General features: G+C 61.8%; 20 protein-coding genes. 12 read left to right on the top strand and 8 right to left on the bottom strand.

The window, feature by feature from the left end; translation table 11 throughout:
- The first annotated feature begins 59 nt into the window (after positions 1 to 59).
- Positions 60 to 863, top strand: a complete 804-nt coding sequence (locus I9188_RS09910) for an ABC transporter permease (protein ID WP_209505676.1) — start codon at positions 60 to 62, stop codon at positions 861 to 863.
- Here the strand turns inward: I9188_RS09910 and I9188_RS09905 are convergent.
- The 3 genes from I9188_RS09905 to I9188_RS09895 all read right to left on the bottom strand — a co-directional run bounded on the left by I9188_RS09905 (position 860) and on the right by I9188_RS09895 (position 3,504).
- The gene (locus tag I9188_RS09905) at positions 860 to 2,095 is read right to left on the bottom strand and encodes an MFS transporter (protein ID WP_209505823.1); all 1,236 of its coding nucleotides are present in this window, start codon (positions 2,093 to 2,095) and stop codon (positions 860 to 862) included. The genes I9188_RS09910 and I9188_RS09905 overlap by 4 nt on opposite strands.
- A 106-nt stretch (positions 2,096 to 2,201) precedes the next feature.
- The gene (locus I9188_RS09900) at positions 2,202 to 3,086 is read right to left on the bottom strand and encodes a DMT family transporter (protein ID WP_209505678.1); all 885 of its coding nucleotides are present in this window, start codon (positions 3,084 to 3,086) and stop codon (positions 2,202 to 2,204) included.
- A gap of 52 nt (positions 3,087 to 3,138) precedes the next feature.
- A complete protein-coding gene (locus tag I9188_RS09895) occupies positions 3,139 to 3,504 on the bottom strand; it encodes a MerR family transcriptional regulator (RefSeq protein WP_209505680.1) in 366 nt (121 codons plus the stop codon).
- Between the two features lie 74 nt (positions 3,505 to 3,578).
- Here I9188_RS09895 and I9188_RS09890 point away from each other — a divergent pair, with 74 nt between their 5' ends.
- The 4 genes from I9188_RS09890 to I9188_RS09875 all read left to right on the top strand — a co-directional run bounded on the left by I9188_RS09890 (position 3,579) and on the right by I9188_RS09875 (position 6,674).
- Positions 3,579 to 3,839, top strand: coding sequence for a zinc ribbon domain-containing protein (locus tag I9188_RS09890; protein ID WP_209505682.1), 261 nt, complete (start codon positions 3,579 to 3,581; stop codon positions 3,837 to 3,839).
- Between the two features lie 242 nt (positions 3,840 to 4,081).
- Complete coding sequence (locus tag I9188_RS09885) at positions 4,082 to 5,269, top strand: aspartate aminotransferase family protein (RefSeq protein WP_209505684.1); 1,188 nt, start codon at positions 4,082 to 4,084, stop codon at positions 5,267 to 5,269.
- Between the two features lie 75 nt (positions 5,270 to 5,344).
- Complete coding sequence (argF, locus tag I9188_RS09880) at positions 5,345 to 6,271, top strand: ornithine carbamoyltransferase (protein ID WP_209505686.1); 927 nt, start codon at positions 5,345 to 5,347, stop codon at positions 6,269 to 6,271.
- A gap of 58 nt (positions 6,272 to 6,329) precedes the next feature.
- Complete coding sequence (locus tag I9188_RS09875) at positions 6,330 to 6,674, top strand: 5-carboxymethyl-2-hydroxymuconate isomerase (protein ID WP_209505689.1); 345 nt, start codon at positions 6,330 to 6,332, stop codon at positions 6,672 to 6,674.
- A 28-nt stretch (positions 6,675 to 6,702) separates the two neighbouring features.
- Here the strand turns inward: I9188_RS09875 and I9188_RS09870 are convergent, their stop codons facing one another.
- On the bottom strand, positions 6,703 to 7,293 hold the full coding sequence (locus I9188_RS09870; protein ID WP_209505691.1) for a ferric reductase-like transmembrane domain-containing protein: 591 nt from the start codon (positions 7,291 to 7,293) through the stop codon (positions 6,703 to 6,705).
- A gap of 9 nt (positions 7,294 to 7,302) precedes the next feature.
- Positions 7,303 to 7,791 carry a twin-arginine translocation pathway signal gene (locus tag I9188_RS09865; protein ID WP_209505693.1) on the bottom strand — a complete coding sequence of 163 codons (489 nt, stop codon included), beginning with the start codon at positions 7,789 to 7,791 and terminating at the stop codon, positions 7,303 to 7,305.
- A 274-nt stretch (positions 7,792 to 8,065) separates the two neighbouring features.
- On the opposite strand from I9188_RS09865, the gene I9188_RS09860 reads away from it, so the two are divergent.
- Together I9188_RS09860 and I9188_RS09855 are read left to right on the top strand one after the other, a co-directional pair.
- The gene (locus I9188_RS09860; protein WP_209505695.1) at positions 8,066 to 9,061 is read left to right on the top strand and encodes a pirin family protein; all 996 of its coding nucleotides are present in this window, start codon (positions 8,066 to 8,068) and stop codon (positions 9,059 to 9,061) included.
- 45 nt (positions 9,062 to 9,106) lie between these two features.
- Complete coding sequence (locus tag I9188_RS09855) at positions 9,107 to 10,081, top strand: 2-dehydropantoate 2-reductase (protein ID WP_209505697.1); 975 nt, start codon at positions 9,107 to 9,109, stop codon at positions 10,079 to 10,081.
- Between the two features lie 9 nt (positions 10,082 to 10,090).
- Here I9188_RS09855 and I9188_RS09850 read toward each other — a convergent pair whose 3' ends face one another.
- The 3 genes from I9188_RS09850 to hrpB all read right to left on the bottom strand — a co-directional run bounded on the left by I9188_RS09850 (position 10,091) and on the right by hrpB (position 14,760).
- A complete protein-coding gene (locus I9188_RS09850; protein WP_209505699.1) occupies positions 10,091 to 11,569 on the bottom strand; it encodes an inorganic phosphate transporter in 1,479 nt (492 codons plus the stop codon).
- A gap of 89 nt (positions 11,570 to 11,658) precedes the next feature.
- On the bottom strand, positions 11,659 to 12,117 hold the full coding sequence (locus I9188_RS09845; protein WP_209505701.1) for an NUDIX hydrolase: 459 nt from the start codon (positions 12,115 to 12,117) through the stop codon (positions 11,659 to 11,661).
- Between the two features lie 192 nt (positions 12,118 to 12,309).
- Positions 12,310 to 14,760, bottom strand: a complete 2,451-nt coding sequence (hrpB, locus tag I9188_RS09840; protein ID WP_209505825.1) for an ATP-dependent helicase HrpB — start codon at positions 14,758 to 14,760, stop codon at positions 12,310 to 12,312.
- A gap of 175 nt (positions 14,761 to 14,935) precedes the next feature.
- Here hrpB and meaB point away from each other — a divergent pair, with 175 nt between their 5' ends.
- The 5 genes from meaB to I9188_RS09815 all read left to right on the top strand — a co-directional run bounded on the left by meaB (position 14,936) and on the right by I9188_RS09815 (position 17,698).
- Complete coding sequence (gene meaB / locus I9188_RS09835; RefSeq protein ID WP_209505703.1) at positions 14,936 to 15,907, top strand: methylmalonyl Co-A mutase-associated GTPase MeaB; 972 nt, start codon at positions 14,936 to 14,938, stop codon at positions 15,905 to 15,907.
- Between the two features lie 232 nt (positions 15,908 to 16,139).
- On the top strand, positions 16,140 to 16,427 hold the full coding sequence (gene rpmB, locus I9188_RS09830; RefSeq protein WP_008756960.1) for a 50S ribosomal protein L28: 288 nt from the start codon (positions 16,140 to 16,142) through the stop codon (positions 16,425 to 16,427).
- A 189-nt stretch (positions 16,428 to 16,616) separates the two neighbouring features.
- Positions 16,617 to 16,766 (top strand): hypothetical protein, encoded by a 150-nt coding sequence (locus I9188_RS09825; RefSeq protein ID WP_209505706.1) that lies wholly within the window; start codon positions 16,617 to 16,619, stop codon positions 16,764 to 16,766.
- A 69-nt stretch (positions 16,767 to 16,835) separates the two neighbouring features.
- Positions 16,836 to 17,186, top strand: coding sequence for a hypothetical protein (locus I9188_RS09820; protein ID WP_209505708.1), 351 nt, complete (start codon positions 16,836 to 16,838; stop codon positions 17,184 to 17,186).
- A gap of 38 nt (positions 17,187 to 17,224) precedes the next feature.
- Positions 17,225 to 17,698, top strand: coding sequence for a copper chaperone PCu(A)C (locus I9188_RS09815; RefSeq protein ID WP_209505710.1), 474 nt, complete (start codon positions 17,225 to 17,227; stop codon positions 17,696 to 17,698).
- Positions 17,699 to 17,780: the final 82 nt, after the last annotated feature.

The following is a 17,780-nucleotide window of genomic DNA, read 5'->3' as shown; positions in this document are numbered from 1 at the left end:
TATTCTAAACACTGCAGCCCGAGTTACAAGCTGTCTTCGAATCAGGTTGAGGGCAAAGCATGCAGAATCCCGCAGAACAGACCGAACGCAGCTTTGGGGCGGTCAACTGGATGGGGCTTTACACGCTGGCGCAGCGCGAAATCCGGCGCTTTCTTTCGGTCTGGACCCAGACCGTTCTGGCGCCTCTGGTCACGGCTGGCCTGTTCCTGCTGATCTTCACCATCGCCATTGGGCCCAGCCGCCCTGACGTCATGGGCGTGCCGTTTGTGGTCTTTCTGGCACCGGGAATCCTGATGATGACTGTGATCCAGAACGCCTTTGCCAATACCTCCTCTTCGATGGTGATTGCCAAGGTGCAGGGCAATATCGTCGACACGCTGATGCCGCCGCTGTCCCCGCTCGAGATCCTGCTGGGGTATCTTGCCGGTGGCATCGCCCGTGGCCTGATGATCGCGCTGGTGATTTCGGTTGCGTTGCTGGTCCTGCTGTCCATCGCGCCCCAGCACCCGTTGATTGCACTGATCTTTGTTGTTCTGGGGGGCGCATTCATGGGCGCGCTGGGCCTGTTTGCCGGGATCTTTGCAAACAAGTTCGATCAGATGGCCGCGATCACCAACTTCATCGTCACACCTCTGGCTTTCCTGTCGGGCACCTTCTATTCGGTCGAGGCGCTGCCTCCTGTCCTGAACCGCCTGACCCACCTGAACCCGGTCTTCTACCTGATCGATGGGCTGCGTTACGGCATGATCGGCGTGTCCGACAGCTCTCCGTGGTTGGGCATGGCGGTTTGTGGCTTTGCCACGCTGGCCATCGGGTTGATCACCTGGCAAATGCTGCGTACCGGTTATCGGCTTAAGGCTTAACCGGTCTCTGCCAACCTGTCGGGCGGCAGGGAAGGCTTGGATTCGCCCAGCCGCGGATGCAAGCGGGCCGACACAGCCCAAGCGCCAAACAAAGCAATCCCGCCTGCCGCGAACACACCGGCCACCGGCGCCACCAGCAAGACCAGAGATGCAACACCGGGCGTCAGAATGCCCGAGACATCGCGGTAACTGGAATAAATCGCCGACATCTCGGTTCGCTCAGACGGCTTTACAGCCATTAGGAAGGGCAATCCGGCGCAAATATCCAGAACGATCAGCCAGACAGACCCCAGAACCAGCGCAGCGACCGAGACAACCGGCCATCCCGCGACCAATCCGGCTGCGAAAAAGCAGCCCCCCGCGGCAACAAACCCGATGCGAACAGCCGACCTGAGCGACCGCGTCTGGACCCAGCGCAGGATTAATGGGGCGGCCAGCAGCATGGCGTTTGTGCACGACAGAAGGATGCCACCCAGTTGTTCTCCCAGCCCGTTTTGGATGGCGAAAATGGGCAGGTAGACCACATATATCCACCACCCGCAGGACCGGATCATTGCAAACAGATATCCGGCAACCAGTCGGGGTTGGACAAAGAACCGGGGAAGAAAGGCCAACGGGTTCTTGGCCGGACCACGAGCCTTGGTGATCAGCTTGCCATTGCCCAGACGCATGCGCCAGAACTGCGCCAGCATGACCAGCGCCGCTCCGGCACTGATGACAAACGGGGCAGGGCGCCAAAGCTCCATCAGCAGAACACCGGCCATTGGGCCGCCCGTCCATCCCAAAGCGCTGTAGAACATGCGGCTGGTCTCGCACCGGCCAAGTTCGATCTTGCTGATGTAATCCAGCACATAGGTGTTGAAGCAGATGAAAGTGACAACCGCGGCCATGGTATTCAGGGCCAATGCCCCGACCACGGCCTCGGGGCTGCCCACGATCGCCAGCGATGCACCACAGATGAACATGACGCATCCGGTGGAATAGGCCCATCTGCGCGGTACAAAACGGATCAGGAACGGCACCATCAACCCGACCAGCAGAGACAGGATGCCAATCAGGAAATACAGGAATGACACGGATGAGGCATCGCCCAGCGCCCGGTACATCGCCAGCGGAAAGACCGAAATCAGGATGCCGCGCACAACGGCTTCGATTCCGGCCAGAATCCCGAAATCGCGCACCGATGGGGCAGGCGCGTGGCGAACCCATTCAGGTATTCGGCGTTCATGCATAACAAACTCGCAAATCAACTCAGCCCAGAATGCGCCGGCCACCTCGCCATTCATGGGGATTTGCGACACAAAGGTCGCCCCTGAACCGCAAGGGCGGTTTTTTCTGTCAGGTCCGGCGGTTTACCGCCTCGCGCCAGACCAGGATCAGCCCTCCGGTCAGAATCGTGACCGCGCCAATCAGGCTGATCCGGTCGGGGATCACATCAAACACCGCAAAATCGTACAGCGCGGCAAAAATCAGTGTGGCATAGCTGATCGGGGCCACGAATGACGCGTCCGCACGTGCCATGCCGTTTATGAAACAAACCTGTGCGCAGGCCATCAGCAGGCCGATCCCCACCAGCGCAACCCATTGCTGCGGCGTCGGCATGTGAAACACAAAGCTGACCGCGACCGTAGCGATCACCAGCCCCATCGTGTTGTTGATCAGCAGAATCTGGATCGGGGCCTCGCGCCCCGACAGTTTCTTGATAAAGATCAGCTCCATCCCGATAAACGCAGCCGCAGCCAGCGCCAGAAGGGCGGCGGGCTGAAAACTTGCAGCTGTCGGGCGCAGCAGGATCACTGCACCCACAAGGGCCACGGCCGCCGCCAGCCAGCGCCACGGGCCGACGCGCTCCCCCAATAGCGGAATGGCCAGGACCATGCCAAAGACCGGGTTCAGAAAGGAGATCGCCGTCGCATCCGCCATCGGAATGAACGCAACAGACGCGAACATCAACGTCACCCCGGCCCAGCCAAAGCTGGTTCGCCCGATATGCAGCCCCCAATGGGGCCGCCCCAGCCGGGGACGAAGCACCGCGACCGCCGACAGGATGGCAAGCAGGGCAAACAGAAACCGCCCGTGACTGATCTGCATCGCGTGCAAGGGTGGCCCGAGTGTATCCGTCCCCAAGGCCTTGGCCAGCAGCGTCGTCGCCGCGATAAAGGCGGTCGCGACAAAGATCAGCCCTGCGGCCAGAGCAGGATTTTGCGCCTTCGGGGTGAACATGGGCGAAAGCGGTGCGCCAAAACGGGGGCCATGGCAAGACGCAATTCTGCGCTCAGCGCAAAACCGGAGGGGCCGCCAGCGCCGCCTTGGCTTGTTTGAGGCTGTCCAAAAACCGCTCTGCCCGCACAATCCGCGCTTCGACCTCGTCAATCCGGTCCTGCAGAAACGCCTCGCCGTCAAAGCTGTCGGGATCGGCGGCTTCCAACTGCCCCAGCAACATGACCAGTTCTGCAATGCTGATGCCTGCCGCCTGTGCATCAGCAACCTGTTCCAGCGTGATCAGCGCGTCTTCGGGATAGTCGCGATAGCTGTTGGTGTTGTCCGGCCCCGGACCTGACCGGATCAGCCCTTGGCGTTCATAAAACCTCAGCGTGTCACGGCTCAGCCCGCTGCGCCGCGCAAGTTCCCCGATCCGCATGTTTCAAAACCGTTGACTTAACTCCATGGTTTTGATCCTATGTCAGACAGTCATTCTCTGCAAGGACAAGCACCATGGGTCCCAAATGCCAAAGTTGCGGCATGCCGCTGTCAAAAGATCCCCAGGGCGGCGGGTCCGAAGCTGACGGCGGGCGCAGCACGCGTTACTGCTCGCTGTGTTACGAAAACGGTGCATTCCGCCATCCCGACGCTTCACTGGAAGAGTTCCAGTCTCATTGCGTCGATGCCCTCGCCGCCAAAGGCATGCCCCGAATCCTTGCATGGGCTTTCACCCGCGGCATGGGCAAGCTCGACCGCTGGCGCCCGGCGAAATGATCTGGCGGCAATTTTGACCCTTTGGCAATAACAGGGTTTTCAGGCTGTCTTTTCACGTCTATAGAGCGGCCATGATCAAACGCGCACATATCCAGCTGCTCCGACGCCGACGCCTCTCTGCGTAATCGGCCTGTTTGATACCATGTGCCTGCCAAATTGGCACAAATCTCACCAAATCTGTTGACGAACCGGGCCTTCGTGTATCACTCACGAGGCTCAAACGACCCGAAAAGGATGATCCCATGATCCCGTCCGTTCTGCCGACCTATAACCGCGCGCCCCTGTCATTTGTAAAGGGCGAAGGCGCCTGGCTGACCGAGGCGGATGGCCGACGTTTTCTGGACCTTGGCGCAGGGATCGCTGTGAACGCGCTGGGCCACGCCCATCCGGCGCTGGTGGCCGCACTGACGGAACAGGCCCATGCGCTGTGGCATGTCTCGAACCTCTACAACATCCCGCAACAGCAGGCACTGGCAGACAAGCTGGTCGAACACACCTTTGCGGATACGGTATTCTTCACGAATTCCGGTACCGAAGCCTGTGAACTGGCCGTGAAAATGGCCCGCAAGTACTTCTATGACAAAGACCAGCCCGAGCGGGTTGAGATCATCACCTTTGACGGCTCGTTCCATGGCCGGTCGTCGGCGGGCATCGCAGCGGCCGGGTCTGAGAAGATGACCAAAGGCTTTGGCCCGCTTTTGCCGGGTTTTGTCCACGTCACCTTTGGCGATCTCGACGGTGTCACCAACGCCATCACCGAAAATACCGCAGCCATCCTGATCGAACCGATTCAGGGCGAGGGAGGCATCCGCCCCGTGCCCGATGCCGAACTCAGGGCCCTGCGCGGCATTTGTGACGAACACGGTCTGCTGCTGATCCTGGACGAGGTGCAATGCGGCGTCGGTCGGACCGGCAGGCTCTTCGCCCATGAATGGGCCGGGATCACCCCGGATATCATGATGGTCGCCAAAGGCATCGGCGGCGGTTTTCCTCTCGGTGCCGTGCTGGCAACCGAAGACGCGGCATCCGGCATGACCGCAGGTACACATGGCTCCACCTATGGCGGCAACCCGCTGGGCTGCGCCGTGGGCTGTGCTGTGATCGATCAGGTCGCCACACCCGCCTTCCTCGAAGGTGTCAACCGCAAGGCCGGCCTGTTGCGCCAGAAACTCGAAGGCCTGGTTGCCGATCACCCCGAGGTCTTCGAAGACGTGCGCGGATCGGGCCTGATGCTCGGCCTGAAATGCAAGGCGCTCAATATCGACGTGGTCAATGCGGGCTATGACAATCTGGTCATCACTGTCCCCGCCGCCGACAACGTCATCCGCCTGCTGCCCCCCCTGACCCTGACCGAGGATGACATCGCCCAGGCCATGATCCGCCTCGAAAAGGCGGCCAATCAGATAGAAACCCAGCTCGCAACTGCCTGAGCTTCATCTTTTCCCAAATACTCCGGGGGTGTGGGGGCTGGCCCCCACCGCCCGACCAGCCAAAAGCGAAGCGATATGAACCATTTTCTCGACATCCACAAAACCGATGCCACCGCGCTGCGGTCCATGATCGATCAGGCGGGCGCGATGAAACAGGCGCGTCTGGGCCGTCCCAAGGCCGCCGCTGATGACGAACAGCCGCTGAAAGACCGCATGGTCGCGCTGATCTTCGAAAAACCCTCGACCCGGACGCGCGTGTCCTTTGACGTGGGCGTGCGCCAGATGGGCGGCCAGACCATGGTGCTGTCGGGCAAGGACATGCAGCTGGGTCACGGCGAAACCATTGCCGATACCGCCCGTGTGCTGTCGCGCTATGTCGACATGATCATGATCCGCACCTTCGATGAGACCATCCTGACCGAGATGGCTGAATATTCCGACGTGCCCGTCATCAACGGCCTGACCGATCGCACCCATCCCTGCCAGATCATGGCCGACGTGCTGACGTTCGAGGAACACCGCGGCCCTATCGCGGGCAAGAAAGTGGTCTGGACCGGCGATGGCAACAATGTCTGCGCCTCGTTCCTGCACGCCGCCGGTCAGTTCGGCTTCGATCTGACCTTCTCCGGCCCGGTCCAGCTTGATCCGGAAGAAGAGTTCATGGGGTTTGCCCGCCAGAAGGGGTCCAGAGTCGTCATCGAACGGGACCCGCACAAAGCGGTCGAGGGCGCCGATCTGGTGGTTGCCGACACCTGGGTTTCGATGCATGACAGCCAGTCCGCCAAGGAACGCCGCCACAACATGCTGCGCCCCTATCAGGTCAACGCGGAACTCATGTCACATGCCAAACCCGACGCGCTGTTCATGCACTGCCTGCCCGCGCATCGCGAGGAAGAAGCAACCTCCGAGGTCATGGACGGCCCGAACTCGGTCATCTTCGACGAGGCCGAAAACCGCCTGCACGCACAAAAGGCCGTAATGCGCTGGTGTCTGGGCGTTTAGGATCATCATGCAGTTTAGAGAGGGCCATCAGGCTCTCTCATGACCCCCGGAGCACTGAATGCCTCACGTAACGCTGGAATTCTCCAAATCTCTGGACGACACCCATGATTTCCAGATGATTTGCGAGCAGCTGCACGCCGTTCTCGCAAAACATGATGAAATCGACGCCTCAGCGCTCAAGATCCGCGCTGCGCCGATTGCCTATTCCTACATCGGAACGCAACCGCAGACCTTCGTGCATGCCACGCTGCTATTGATGCGTGGCCGCGATGAGCCCACGCGGGCCGAGCTTAACGCCATCATTCTGGACGTTCTGGCCCAGACCATGCCCGAGGTCGGCAGCATCACCGTGCAGGATGTCGAGATGACTCGCGCCACCTATGCAAAGCGGCTGGCAGGTTGACGCGGACCCGGCAGCGTGCCTCGGGGGTTTAACGCCGTTGCACCTCCCAAATCCGCAACCTGGCGAGTGTTCCCACGCTCACCAATACCACCAGCGCGCACAGAGCGACCTTGGTCATCGTCTCCATCGTACCTTCGATCAGCAGTGCGTGAATGACGCTACCCAAAATGGTTACCATGGCCAGTCCTGCATGGCCCAAGCGCCAGACCCGAAACCGCAAGTTTAGTCGCTGCCGAAAAATCCCCATTGCCGCTGCCGCAAATCCCGCCCACATGGCGATGACCCCCCATGTCGAAAAAGGTGTTGCAGACACGAAAAGCAATGCGTCCACCACATCAGGCGGGCTTGTGATCCACAAGCCGGTCACATGGATCATAATGCTTGCAACAAGGGCCAAGCCACACCGCCTGTGCCAATGGCGGCTGTTGACCGGAGAAAGTCCAAGCAGCCAGCGCCCGGCCAGCAAGGGTTGCAGCAGAAGAAGACACATCCCGATGATGCCTGCAAACCCGGCGACGATGTAAATCGGCTCTCGCCACGCCAGATAGGGGCTGAAAGCCGCTGCTACGATCGGTACCAGAAGTGCGGCGATCAATGCCGCCCAGATCGCAATGCGCATTAACACCTGTCAGACAGGTTGCAGCACGAAATGTGCAGCAAGGGTTTTGTCCTTCGCGCTCGACATCACAGGGCGCAGGAACACAGTCTCAAATTCACCGCTGTCATAGGCCAGATGTCCGTGCGGTTGACCAAAAGCAGGCACAATCTGAGGCATTTCCAACCGGAACTCTCCGTTCGAATCGGTTAGTGTCGCCCCATGGCTGCGCTGGTCACGTTCATGCCCTTCGGTCGTGTGGGCCCATATCTGGATGCGCTGGCCGGGCAGGGGGGCTCCGTCGCCCGCACGCCGCACGGTGCCGGTCATCCAGAACCCGCCACCGCCGATGCGCTCCACGATCGGCGCACCGGGCCTGTAATTGTTCGACCCGCCCCGCATCGACGGTGTCGGCGCAAGACCGGCGGCGTGCGCAGGTGTGATAAAACCGGCCATACCGGCTGCAATTGTACCAATCCCGGTCGCAACAAGCTTGCGGCGGTTGATTTCAAGTCGGGCCATTGCATCCACTCCTGTCGGTTGAATCCCATCTTCGACTGGCTTCCCTGAACCGGCGACACCCGATGTCTAAAGATAGCACGATTGTTCATGATTCCGAGAGCCGCGAAGGAGCAAACCAAATACACCCTTCCACGCCTTTGTGAGTATCTGCAAATCGTTCCAGGGGCTTCACGATCACTGTGCAAAAATGCACTTTTCATGCGACACTTTCCCAATACCTTGAGTATGGGCGAACATGAACCCGTCTCGCAGGATCAAAAAAAGGAGATCAGGATTGAGTTGGAACCCCACCCATGACCCCGAATGCGCCTCCGAAAAAAATGCGCTGGAAACGCTCATCATTCCCCGCGCCCGCGATCTGGGCGGGTTCGAGGTGCGCCGCGCGCTACCCTCGGTCAAACGCCAACTGGTTGGCCCGTTCATCTTCTTTGATCAGGTCGGCCCGGCAGAATTCGTCACCGAAGGCGGCATTGACGTGCGACCGCACCCGCATATCGGGCTGGGAACCGTCACTTACCTTTATCAGGGCGAATTCGAACATCGCGACAGCCTCGGTACCCACCAGATGATTTACCCCGGCGAGGTCAACTGGATGGTTGCAGGCCGGGGCGTGACCCATTCCGAGCGCACCAGCCAAGAAACACGCGGCAAAGGCCACAAGCTGTTCGGCATCCAGACCTGGCTTGCCCTGCCCGAAGCGCAGGAGGATATGGCCCCCGATTTCGAGCATCACAAACAGGCTGCGCTGCCCCATATCCAAGACAAGGGCATCAGCGCACGGCTGATCCTTGGCACGGCTTATGGCGAAACCAGCCCCGTGACGATGCCGTCCGAGACCTTCTATCTGGATGTTCAGCTCGCCCCCGGTGCGTCTTTCCCGCTGCCCGACGACCACGAGGACCGCGGTGTCTATGTCACGCAAGGATCGATCGAGATTGCAGGCGACATGTTCGACGAAGGCCGCATGATGGTGTTCCGCCCCGGTGACAGGCTATCGGCCCGGGCAGGGGCGCAGGGTGCGCGGCTGATGCTGCTGGGCGGCGCCACTTTGAACAAGGATCGCTATATCTGGTGGAACTTCGTCTCATCCTCGAAAGAAAAGATCGAGACGGCGATTCATGAGTGGAAAAGCGCCGATTGGGTCAATGGCGCCTTCCGCCTTCCGACAGGGGATGACCGCGAATTTATCGCCATTTCAGAACAGTTTGAGCGGACAAAGCCCCGGCTGGCCCGCCCGCGCGCGGCGTCAGGGGCGGGTGGGCTTGTGTAACCGTCCGTTTGCGGTGATCCTTTCTGGTATACCAGAGGGGGTATCATGAAACTTGTCATCGCAGGCGCGGGCAGCATCGGCTGCTACTGCGGCGGTTTACTGGCCCGCTCAGGGCATGCGGTGACCTTGCTGGGTCGTGCCCGTGTACTGGACCCCATTCGCGAACATGGGCTGACGGTCACGGATTACGATGACCTCAATGCCCATGTTGCGGCGGAAACCCTGACACTCAGCACCGATCCTGCTTGCCTGGATCAGGCCGAACTGGTCATCGTCACCGTCAAATCCGGGGCGACGGCGGATATGGCCGGACATATCGCGGACGCCGCCTGTTGGGACGCACCCGTCCTGTCCTGGCAAAACGGGATCGACAATGCGGCAACCCTGCGCAAGGCGCTGCCCGGTCGCGATGTGCGCGCGGGCATGGTCCCCTTCAACGTGGTCCCGAACGGCCCCGCCACCTATCACCGGGCCACATCGGGCGAAATCGTCATCCAGAACGGCCCCGGCGATCTGGCCACCGCCCTCAGCAGCCCGGACCTGCCCGTTATCGCAACTGACCGGATCGAGGCGGTGCAATGGGGCAAGCTGGTGATCAACCTCAACAACGCGCTGAACGCGCTGTCGGGCCTGCCGCTTGTGGATCAGCTGCTCAGCCGTGACTGGCGCAACCTTATGGCCGATCAGATGGCCGAGGCGCTGTCCGTTCTCAAGGCGGCGGGGCATCCGGTGGCCTCGACAACGCCGCTTCCGGTGTGGATGACGCCGCATATCCTGCGGCTGCCGACACCTTTGTTCAGCCGGATCGCGGCGCGGATGCTCACCATCGACCCCACCGCCCGGACCTCGATGGCCTATGACCTGATGGCCGAGCGGCAAACGGAAATCGACAGCCTTCAGGGCCATATCATTCGGCTGGGGCATGAAACCGGGGTGCCCACCCCTCTCTGTACGAAAGTGTCAGACCTGATCAAACACGCGCCCGATCATCCGCTGTCCCCGGAACAGATCAGGCTCTGATCGCAGTCGTCAGACGAACCTTGTCAATGTCCAGAAAATCACGGCCGACATGGCGGCGGCGGCAGGCACGGTCACGACCCAGGCCGCAACGATCGTCATGAAATGCGACCGCCGCACCAGCTTGCGCCGCCGGAATTCTTCGGGGGCCAGCTTCAGCGCTGTGGCGTTTCGCCCATTGTTCTGTTTCCGCCTGCGATCCGACTGCCATTCGCGATAGAACCCGACGCCAAAGATTGCGCCAACGGCGATATGCGTGGAACTGACCGGCAGGCCCAGCCAGCTGGCCACAATGACAGTGATCGCCGCCGACAGTGCCACGCAAAACGCCCGCATCGGGTTCAGCTTGGTGATCTGGCTGCCGACCATCCGGATCAGCTTGGGCCCGAACAGGAACAGACCGAACGATATCCCGAACGCGCCGATGATCATCACCCATAACGGGATCGAAACCTTTTGGGCGAAATCCCCGAACTCTGCCGCGTGGACAATCGCCGCCAGGGGGCCGACCGCGTTGGCCACATCATTTGCGCCATGGGCAAAACTCAGAAACGCGGCCGATATCACCAATGGCAGGCCAAACAGGGTTTTTAGCGACCGGGTCCGGTTCTCCAGCCCCTCGGACTTGCGACGCACCCAGGGAACCGTCAGCGCCCAGACCAGCACACCGCTGCCCAGACCGATCAGCAGCGCCACCTCCAGTTCGATCTTCACGATCCGCTTCAGACCCTTGACCGACAGGTAGGTGGCGAACGCTGCCGCCATCACCGCCACAAGGATCGGCACCCAACGCCGCGCGGCGGCGATCTTGTCGTCCTGATACTGGATCTTGGTCTTGATCAGCGCCAGGAATGCCGCCGCAATCACGCCGCCTAGAACCGGGGATATCACCCAGCTGGCCGCAATCGCGCCCATCGTGCCCCAGCTCACCGCGCTCAGCCCGGCAGCGGCAATCCCCGCGCCCATGACCCCGCCCACAACCGAATGTGTTGTCGACACCGGCGCACCGATCCAGGTCGCCAGATTGACCCACATGGCGGACGAGATCAGCGCCGCCATCATGGCCCAGATGAACACGTTGCTGTTCTGCACCGAGGCCGGGTCGATGATCCCCTTCGAGATGGTCGAGACCACATCGCCCCCCGCAAGCAACGCGCCCGCGCTTTCGGCAACGGCGGCAATCACGATGGCACCACCCATGGTCAGCGCGTTCGCACCCACCGCGGGACCCATGTTGTTGGCCACGTCGTTGGCGCCGATATTGATCGCCATATAGGCCCCGAACGCGGCCGCAGCCACGACGATATAGGTACCGTCGGCCCGTCCGAACAGCACCGCCGCCATCAATCCGGCAAGCACCATGAACGCCAGTGCGATTCCCGGCGCCAGCAGCGGGCGGGCGACATGAAGATTGGCAATTTCGACGCGCGAGATACGTTGCAGGTCAGTGTCAAGCGCCTGCCAGCGCGGTTTTGAGTTTGTGTCAGACATGGGTTTTGTCAAAGTTTCGCAGATCGCCCGCAGCTAACGGTTTCCCGGTTCAGGGGCAAGCGCGCAGCCATCAAATTGTTGCGAAACGGCTACATCTGTCGCAGCAGCGCCTGCAACTCGGGCTCCTGAACCCGTTTGGCGGCTTCTGCCGGTGAAAACCACTGACGTTTGCGCTTGTCCACTTCGGGAAAATCATCGGCCAGCTCGCGCACGGAAACCCGGTAGACACGGGTCAGGACCGATTGGGCCGTTCCCCCCTTGAAGATCTTGTCATAGGTGAATTGGCCGACGGGCTCCTTGTCAACCGCATCTGCACGCACGCCAGCCTCTTCCCACGCCTCCAGCAGCGCCGTCTCCAACCCGTCCAGACCATTGACTGGCCAGCCTTTCGGGATGATCCAGCGCCCGGTTTCGCGGCTGGTGATCAGCAGAACCTCGTCCTGATCCTCATGCCTGCGGGTGCACAGGGCCGCAAACTGCACCCTTTGGGGGCGCAGGAACAAGGGGCGTCCGACCTCTTCCCAGATATTTCGCAGCCAAGCACTCATGTGATGTTCTTCAAATCCTGTTTCTGTCTTCGAAACCTGTGTGACGTAACAACAATAATGCCAGACTTCAATGAAATGTCCGCTTATTTCTGATTGTGACCGGTTCTTCGGTAAGTTTACCGTGATTTGTGAGATTTCGTGCAACAGCCCCGAAAGCCCAAGCCGCTTGCTGAAAGTGACGTGGCAATAGGCCTATCCCTGCCTGCGCTTGGCCCTCAGCGTCGGGTCGGCCTGTGTCGGGTCTTCGGGCCAGGGGTGCTTGGGGTATTGCGCCCGCATATCCTTGCGCACATCCGCATAAGACCCGGCCCAGAACCCCGGCAGATCGCGGGTAATCTGGATCGGGCGCTGCGCCGGCGACAGCAGCGTGATCTTCAGGGGCTGTCCGCCAACCACCGGATGCCGGGTCACGCCGAACAGCTCCTGCAACCGAACCGAGATTTCGGGGACCGCCGCGCCATAATCGATCGGCACCTTGCGCCCCAGAGGTGTTTCAAACGATCCCGGGGCGCGCCGGTCCAGTTCCTGGGTCTGGGCCCAGTCCAGCCGCGCGCGCAAGGCGGGCAGCAGGTCGAACCGTTTCCAGTCCTCTGCGCTTTTGACACCGGACAGCATCGGCAACAGCCAGCCGTCCAGCTCGGCCATCAGACCCTCGACCGAAAAGTCGGGCAGATCCACCCCGTCGGCACGCACCAGTTCCACCCGCGCGGCCAGCCGTGCGGCGGCCCCGTCCAGCCGCAACCCCAGATCGCGCACCCCGTCCAGCATCGCACGCGCCACGGCGTCGTCCGGGACGTCCTTCCAGATGCGGTCGTCCAGCGTGATCGCCCCGAACCGCTCCTGCTGCCGGGAAACGACCCGCCGTTCGCGTTTCGACCAGGCGCAAACCTCGACCCAATCGATCTGGTCGGTGAACAGTTCGCGGATCTCGCGTTCCGAAATCTGGGTGGCCATCCGCACCTTTGCCTCGCGCGGGTTGCCATCGGTGTCGGTGACAACCAGAAAAGGCGCGGCCCCCAGTGAATCGCCGCTGTCCAGCACGACACCCTTGCCCCCCGACAGCACATAACGCGGCGCATCGCCCTTGCGCCGCTGCCCGATGCGGTCGGGATAGGCGAGGGCGGCCATGGCGGCAGCGCTCAGATCATTCTTCTCGGTCCCGGCCTGTTTCCTCAACCGTTTGGCCTCGGCATTGATCCGATCCACGGCCCCCAAGTTCACCTGCCAGACCCGGTTGCGCTGAAAGGTGCGCACATCCCGCAGTGCCTCTTGCCGCAAAGCGATATCCACCGGCGCGCCGCGCAGGGGGTCGCGCTCGGCCATCAAGGCGGCCAAAGGCGCGGCATTCGGTCCGGCCCGCACCAGCATATGCCCCAGCCGGGGATGCAACGGCAGCGCCGCCAGCGCCCGCCCGTGTTCGGTGATCCGCCCCTTGCCGTCCAGCGCGCCCAGCATCGCCAGAAGGGCACGCGCCTCGGCCATCGCGCCTTCGGGTGGCGGGGTCAGAAAGGCCAGATCGGCGGCATCCGCGCCCCACAGGGCCAGCTCCAGCGCCAGCCCGGTCAGATCGGCGGCTTCGATCTCGGCGGGTGGGTACGCGGCCAGCGCGCCATCCTCCCCCTTTGACCAAAGCTTGTAGCAAAACCCCTCGGCCACACGTCCCGCACGACCCGCGCGTTGCGTGGCCTCAGCCCGTGTAACCCTCTCGGTCACCAGCCGCGACATGCCCGAGCCCGGATCAAACCGCGCCCGCCGCGCTTGCCCCATATCCACCACCACCCGGATATCGGGGATCGTCAGCGAGGTTTCTGCAATCGACGTCGCCAGAACCACCTTGCGCCCGGTCTCAACCGGGGCAATCGCTTCGCGCTGGGCCGCAAAGGGCATTGCCCCGAACAGCGGGCGCACCGTGCAACTGGCGGGCAGGCGTCCGGTCAAAGCTGCCTCAGCCCGCCGGATTTCACCCTCACCAGGCAGAAACACCAAGATCCCGCCGCCGGTGGCGCGGGTCTCGCGCTCGGCTTCAACGACCAGATCGACCAATGCATCCAGCCGCCGCGCCTGTGGCCCCAATGGCCGATCCAGCCAGCGCATCTCGACAGGAAAACTCCGCCCTTCCGACGTAACCAGCGGCGCGGCCATCAGGCGCCCCACCGGGTCTGCATTCAGCGTGGCCGACATGGCCAGCAGAATCAGATCGTCCCGCAGCGCGCCCGTGACCTCAAGGCACAGCGCCAACCCCAGATCCGCGTTTAATGAGCGTTCGTGGAATTCATCAAAGATCACCGCCCCGATGCCCGGCAGGTCAGGGTCCGATTGCAGCATCCGGGTCAGAATGCCCTCGGTCACCACCTCGATCCTTGTGTCTTTTGATACTTTCGCATCGCCCCGCACGCGATAGCCGACACTCTGGCCGGCGCGCTCTCCCAGCGTCTCTGCCATTCGCTCTGCCGCGGCCCGTGCCGCCAGCCGCCGGGGCTCCAGCATCACGATCCTGCCGCCGCACAGACCCGCCTCCAGCATCGCCAGCGGAACCCGCGTGGTCTTGCCCGCACCGGGTGGCGCTTGCAGCACGGCCCGCCCCTGCGCGCGCAGGGTGTCCAGCAGGCCGGGTATGGCGTCGTCTATGGGCAGGCGTAGGATCATCCGGCCCTTATCCGCGATCCCGCAGGTGGCGTCCAGTTTCCGCGCTCACATCAGCAAATCGCCCCGCACGAAATGACGCAGGCTGCGCGATCTTCGCAATTCCTGCCGCCTCCGGTCTGGACAAACGCCCCCAAGCACGGCAACTGTTCCTGCCTCTAGGATCGGGACAAGAATGCAGACAGACAGCCTGAGCGACAGAATTCTGAAGGGCGAGCGCCGGGCGCTGGCGCGTGCGATCACCCTTGTTGAAAGCAACCGCGCCGATCACCGGGCACAGGCCAGCGACCTTCTGGCACAGCTTGCCGGTTCGGGGCGTCAGGCGCTGCGTATCGGTCTGTCAGGCACGCCCGGTGTGGGCAAGTCCACCTTCATCGAAAGCTTTGGCATGATGCTGACCGGGCAGGGGCTGCGCGTCGCGGTTCTGGCGGTCGACCCCAGCTCGGCCCGCTCGGGCGGCTCGATCCTGGGCGACAAGACCCGGATGGAACGCCTGAGCCGCGAGCAGAACGCCTTCATCCGCCCCTCTCCCAGCCAGAGCCACCTTGGCGGCGTCGCCCGCCGCACCCGCGAGGCTATCGCCCTGTGCGAGGCCGCAGGCTATGACGTGGTGCTGATCGAAACTGTGGGTGTGGGACAGTCGGAAACGGTGGTGTCCGAACTGTCAGACCTGTTCCTGCTGCTGCTGGCCCCGGCGGGCGGGGACGAGTTGCAGGGCGTCAAACGCGGCATCATGGAAATGGCCGATATCATTCTGGTCAACAAGGCCGATGGCGACCTGAAAGCCACCGCCACCCGCACCTGCGCGGATTATGCCGGCGCCCTGCGGCTGCTGCGCAAACGCCCACAGGACCCCGAAGGCTTCCCCAAGGCGATGACCGTTTCCGCTGTCGAAGAACACGGGCTGGAACAGGCCTGGGACGAAATGCAAACCCTGACCAAATGGCGCCGCGACACCGGTGTCTGGGAGGCAAACCGCGCCGCCCAGGCCCGCTACTGGTTCGATCAGGAGGTCCGCCACGCCCTTCTCGCCCGCCTCGACACACCGCAGGCCCGCGCCGAGATGGAGCGCCTGAACGACGAAGTCTCGCAAGGGCGACTCAGCCCGGCGGTCGCTGCCGGTCAGCTTCTGGACACGCTCGGCTAAAGGGCCGCCATAGACGTTTCACCTTTTGCCAAATACTCTTGCCAACGGCATGGCCCGTCCGGGCCATTCCTGCATGGCAGGCAAAATGAAAGATTTCGCGTAGCCCGTCTTGACCCCCCGCGCGATTCCCACTACACGCATCCAACCAGTTTTCGGGCGCGACTTCGGGTTGCGCCCCTTGTGATTTGGCCGCGGGTATCCAGCCCGGCCTCCAGAAACAAAGGAAGAAACCATGTCGCGCCGTTGCGAACTGACCGGAAAAGGCCCGATGACTGGCAACAATGTCAGCCACGCCAAAAACAGAACTCGTCGTCGTTTTCTGCCGAACCTGAATGACGTTACCCTGCAGTCCGAAACTCTGGGCCGTGGTGTCAAGCTGCGCATCTCGGCGGCTGCGCTGCGTTCGGTTGACCACCGCGGTGGTCTGGACGCGTTCCTGGCTAAAGCCAAGGATGATGAGCTGTCGGCAAACGCTCTGAAAGTGAAGAAAGAAATCGCCAAGGCGCAAGCTTCGGCCTAAGGTCTTTCAACCAACAGAATTTCAGGCCCTGCACCCTCTCGGTGCGGGGCCTTTTCTGTTGGGCCAGCCCCTTTCGGCCCCCATTGTTCTCAATCTGGAACTAATTTTTCGCCATTGGTGAACTTCTTCACATACAGGTTTCCGAATCTGACCTAACGTCACTGTCATTCATCAGGCGGGGGCCACATTATGACGTTAAAAAGTTTTTATCTTTTCCTGTTTCTGGCCGCGGTATTCCGCAAGGCGATTGCAACCTGCACGCGGATGCAGCGCTGGGTGAACCGGTCCCATACCAGCTTCACCGCAGACACGGTAAAAAGACCCGGACTGGATTACTGAAAAACAGCTTCAAGCGCGACCCTTTGGCGCTTGAAGCTTTTCCCGCTGCTGACCTATAGCTGAGTCAGAATGAGACCTGCTGTTACCAGATTTCTGCCTTATGCGCTGTCCCTGCTGCTGATTCTGACCGGGCAGGGGCTGGCCATGTCGCGCGGCATGGACAAGGCCGTGGGTCAGATGGTGCTGTGTACGGGCACCGGACCGGTCGTCGTCTATATGGACGAAAACGGGCAACCGACCGCCACGCCGCATTACTGCCCGGACTATGCAATATCCCTGTTGGGTGCTGTTGCTGTCGCGCAACCAGCACTGCCAGCCGCGCCGGAACGGGCGCAGCCAGCTCCGCTGCGGCATCTGGGCAACCAGATCGCCCTGCCGGTTTCCGCAGCCCCGGCCCGCGCGCCTCCTGTCAGCGTTTGAAACCCACCCTTTTCAAACCTTTATACAGGAGAGGCACGATGTCCCTCAAAACCACTCTGCTTGCAACTCTGGCCGCCGTGTCGCTGGCCATCCCCGCCTTTGCCGAAGGCCCCATCAAGGTTGACGACGCCTATGCCCGGTCCTCGGGCAAGACCGCCATCGCCGGTGCCGCGTTCATGATGATCCACAATCAGGGCGACGCTGATGACCGGCTGATCGGTGCAACCTCGGACGCGGCAGCGCGTGTGGAATTGCACACCCACAAGGTCGATGAAAACGGTGTGGCCAAGATGGTGCATGTCGAAGAAGGCTTTGCCATTCCGGCCGGTGAAACCCACATGCTGAAACGCGGCGGCGACCATGTGATGTTCATGGGTTTGACGGCCCCGTTCGAACAGGACGCCATGGTGCCGGTCACGCTGATCTTTGAAAAGGCAGGCGAGGTCGAGATCGAGATCCCCGTGGATCTGGAGCGTCAGGACAAAGGCGGCCACGGATCACATTCGAACTAGGGCAACGCCTGTCTTCGGGCCGCGCTGCGGCCCTCATCCATGCGTCAGGCCGGGCTTTGCCCGGCCTGTTTTCCACGCGGCT

This window comes from Ruegeria sp. HKCCSA071, from assembly GCF_017872555.1.
GTDB lineage: Bacteria > Pseudomonadota > Alphaproteobacteria > Rhodobacterales > Rhodobacteraceae > Ruegeria.
This window is presented reverse-complemented; position numbering and strand designations above follow the sequence as displayed.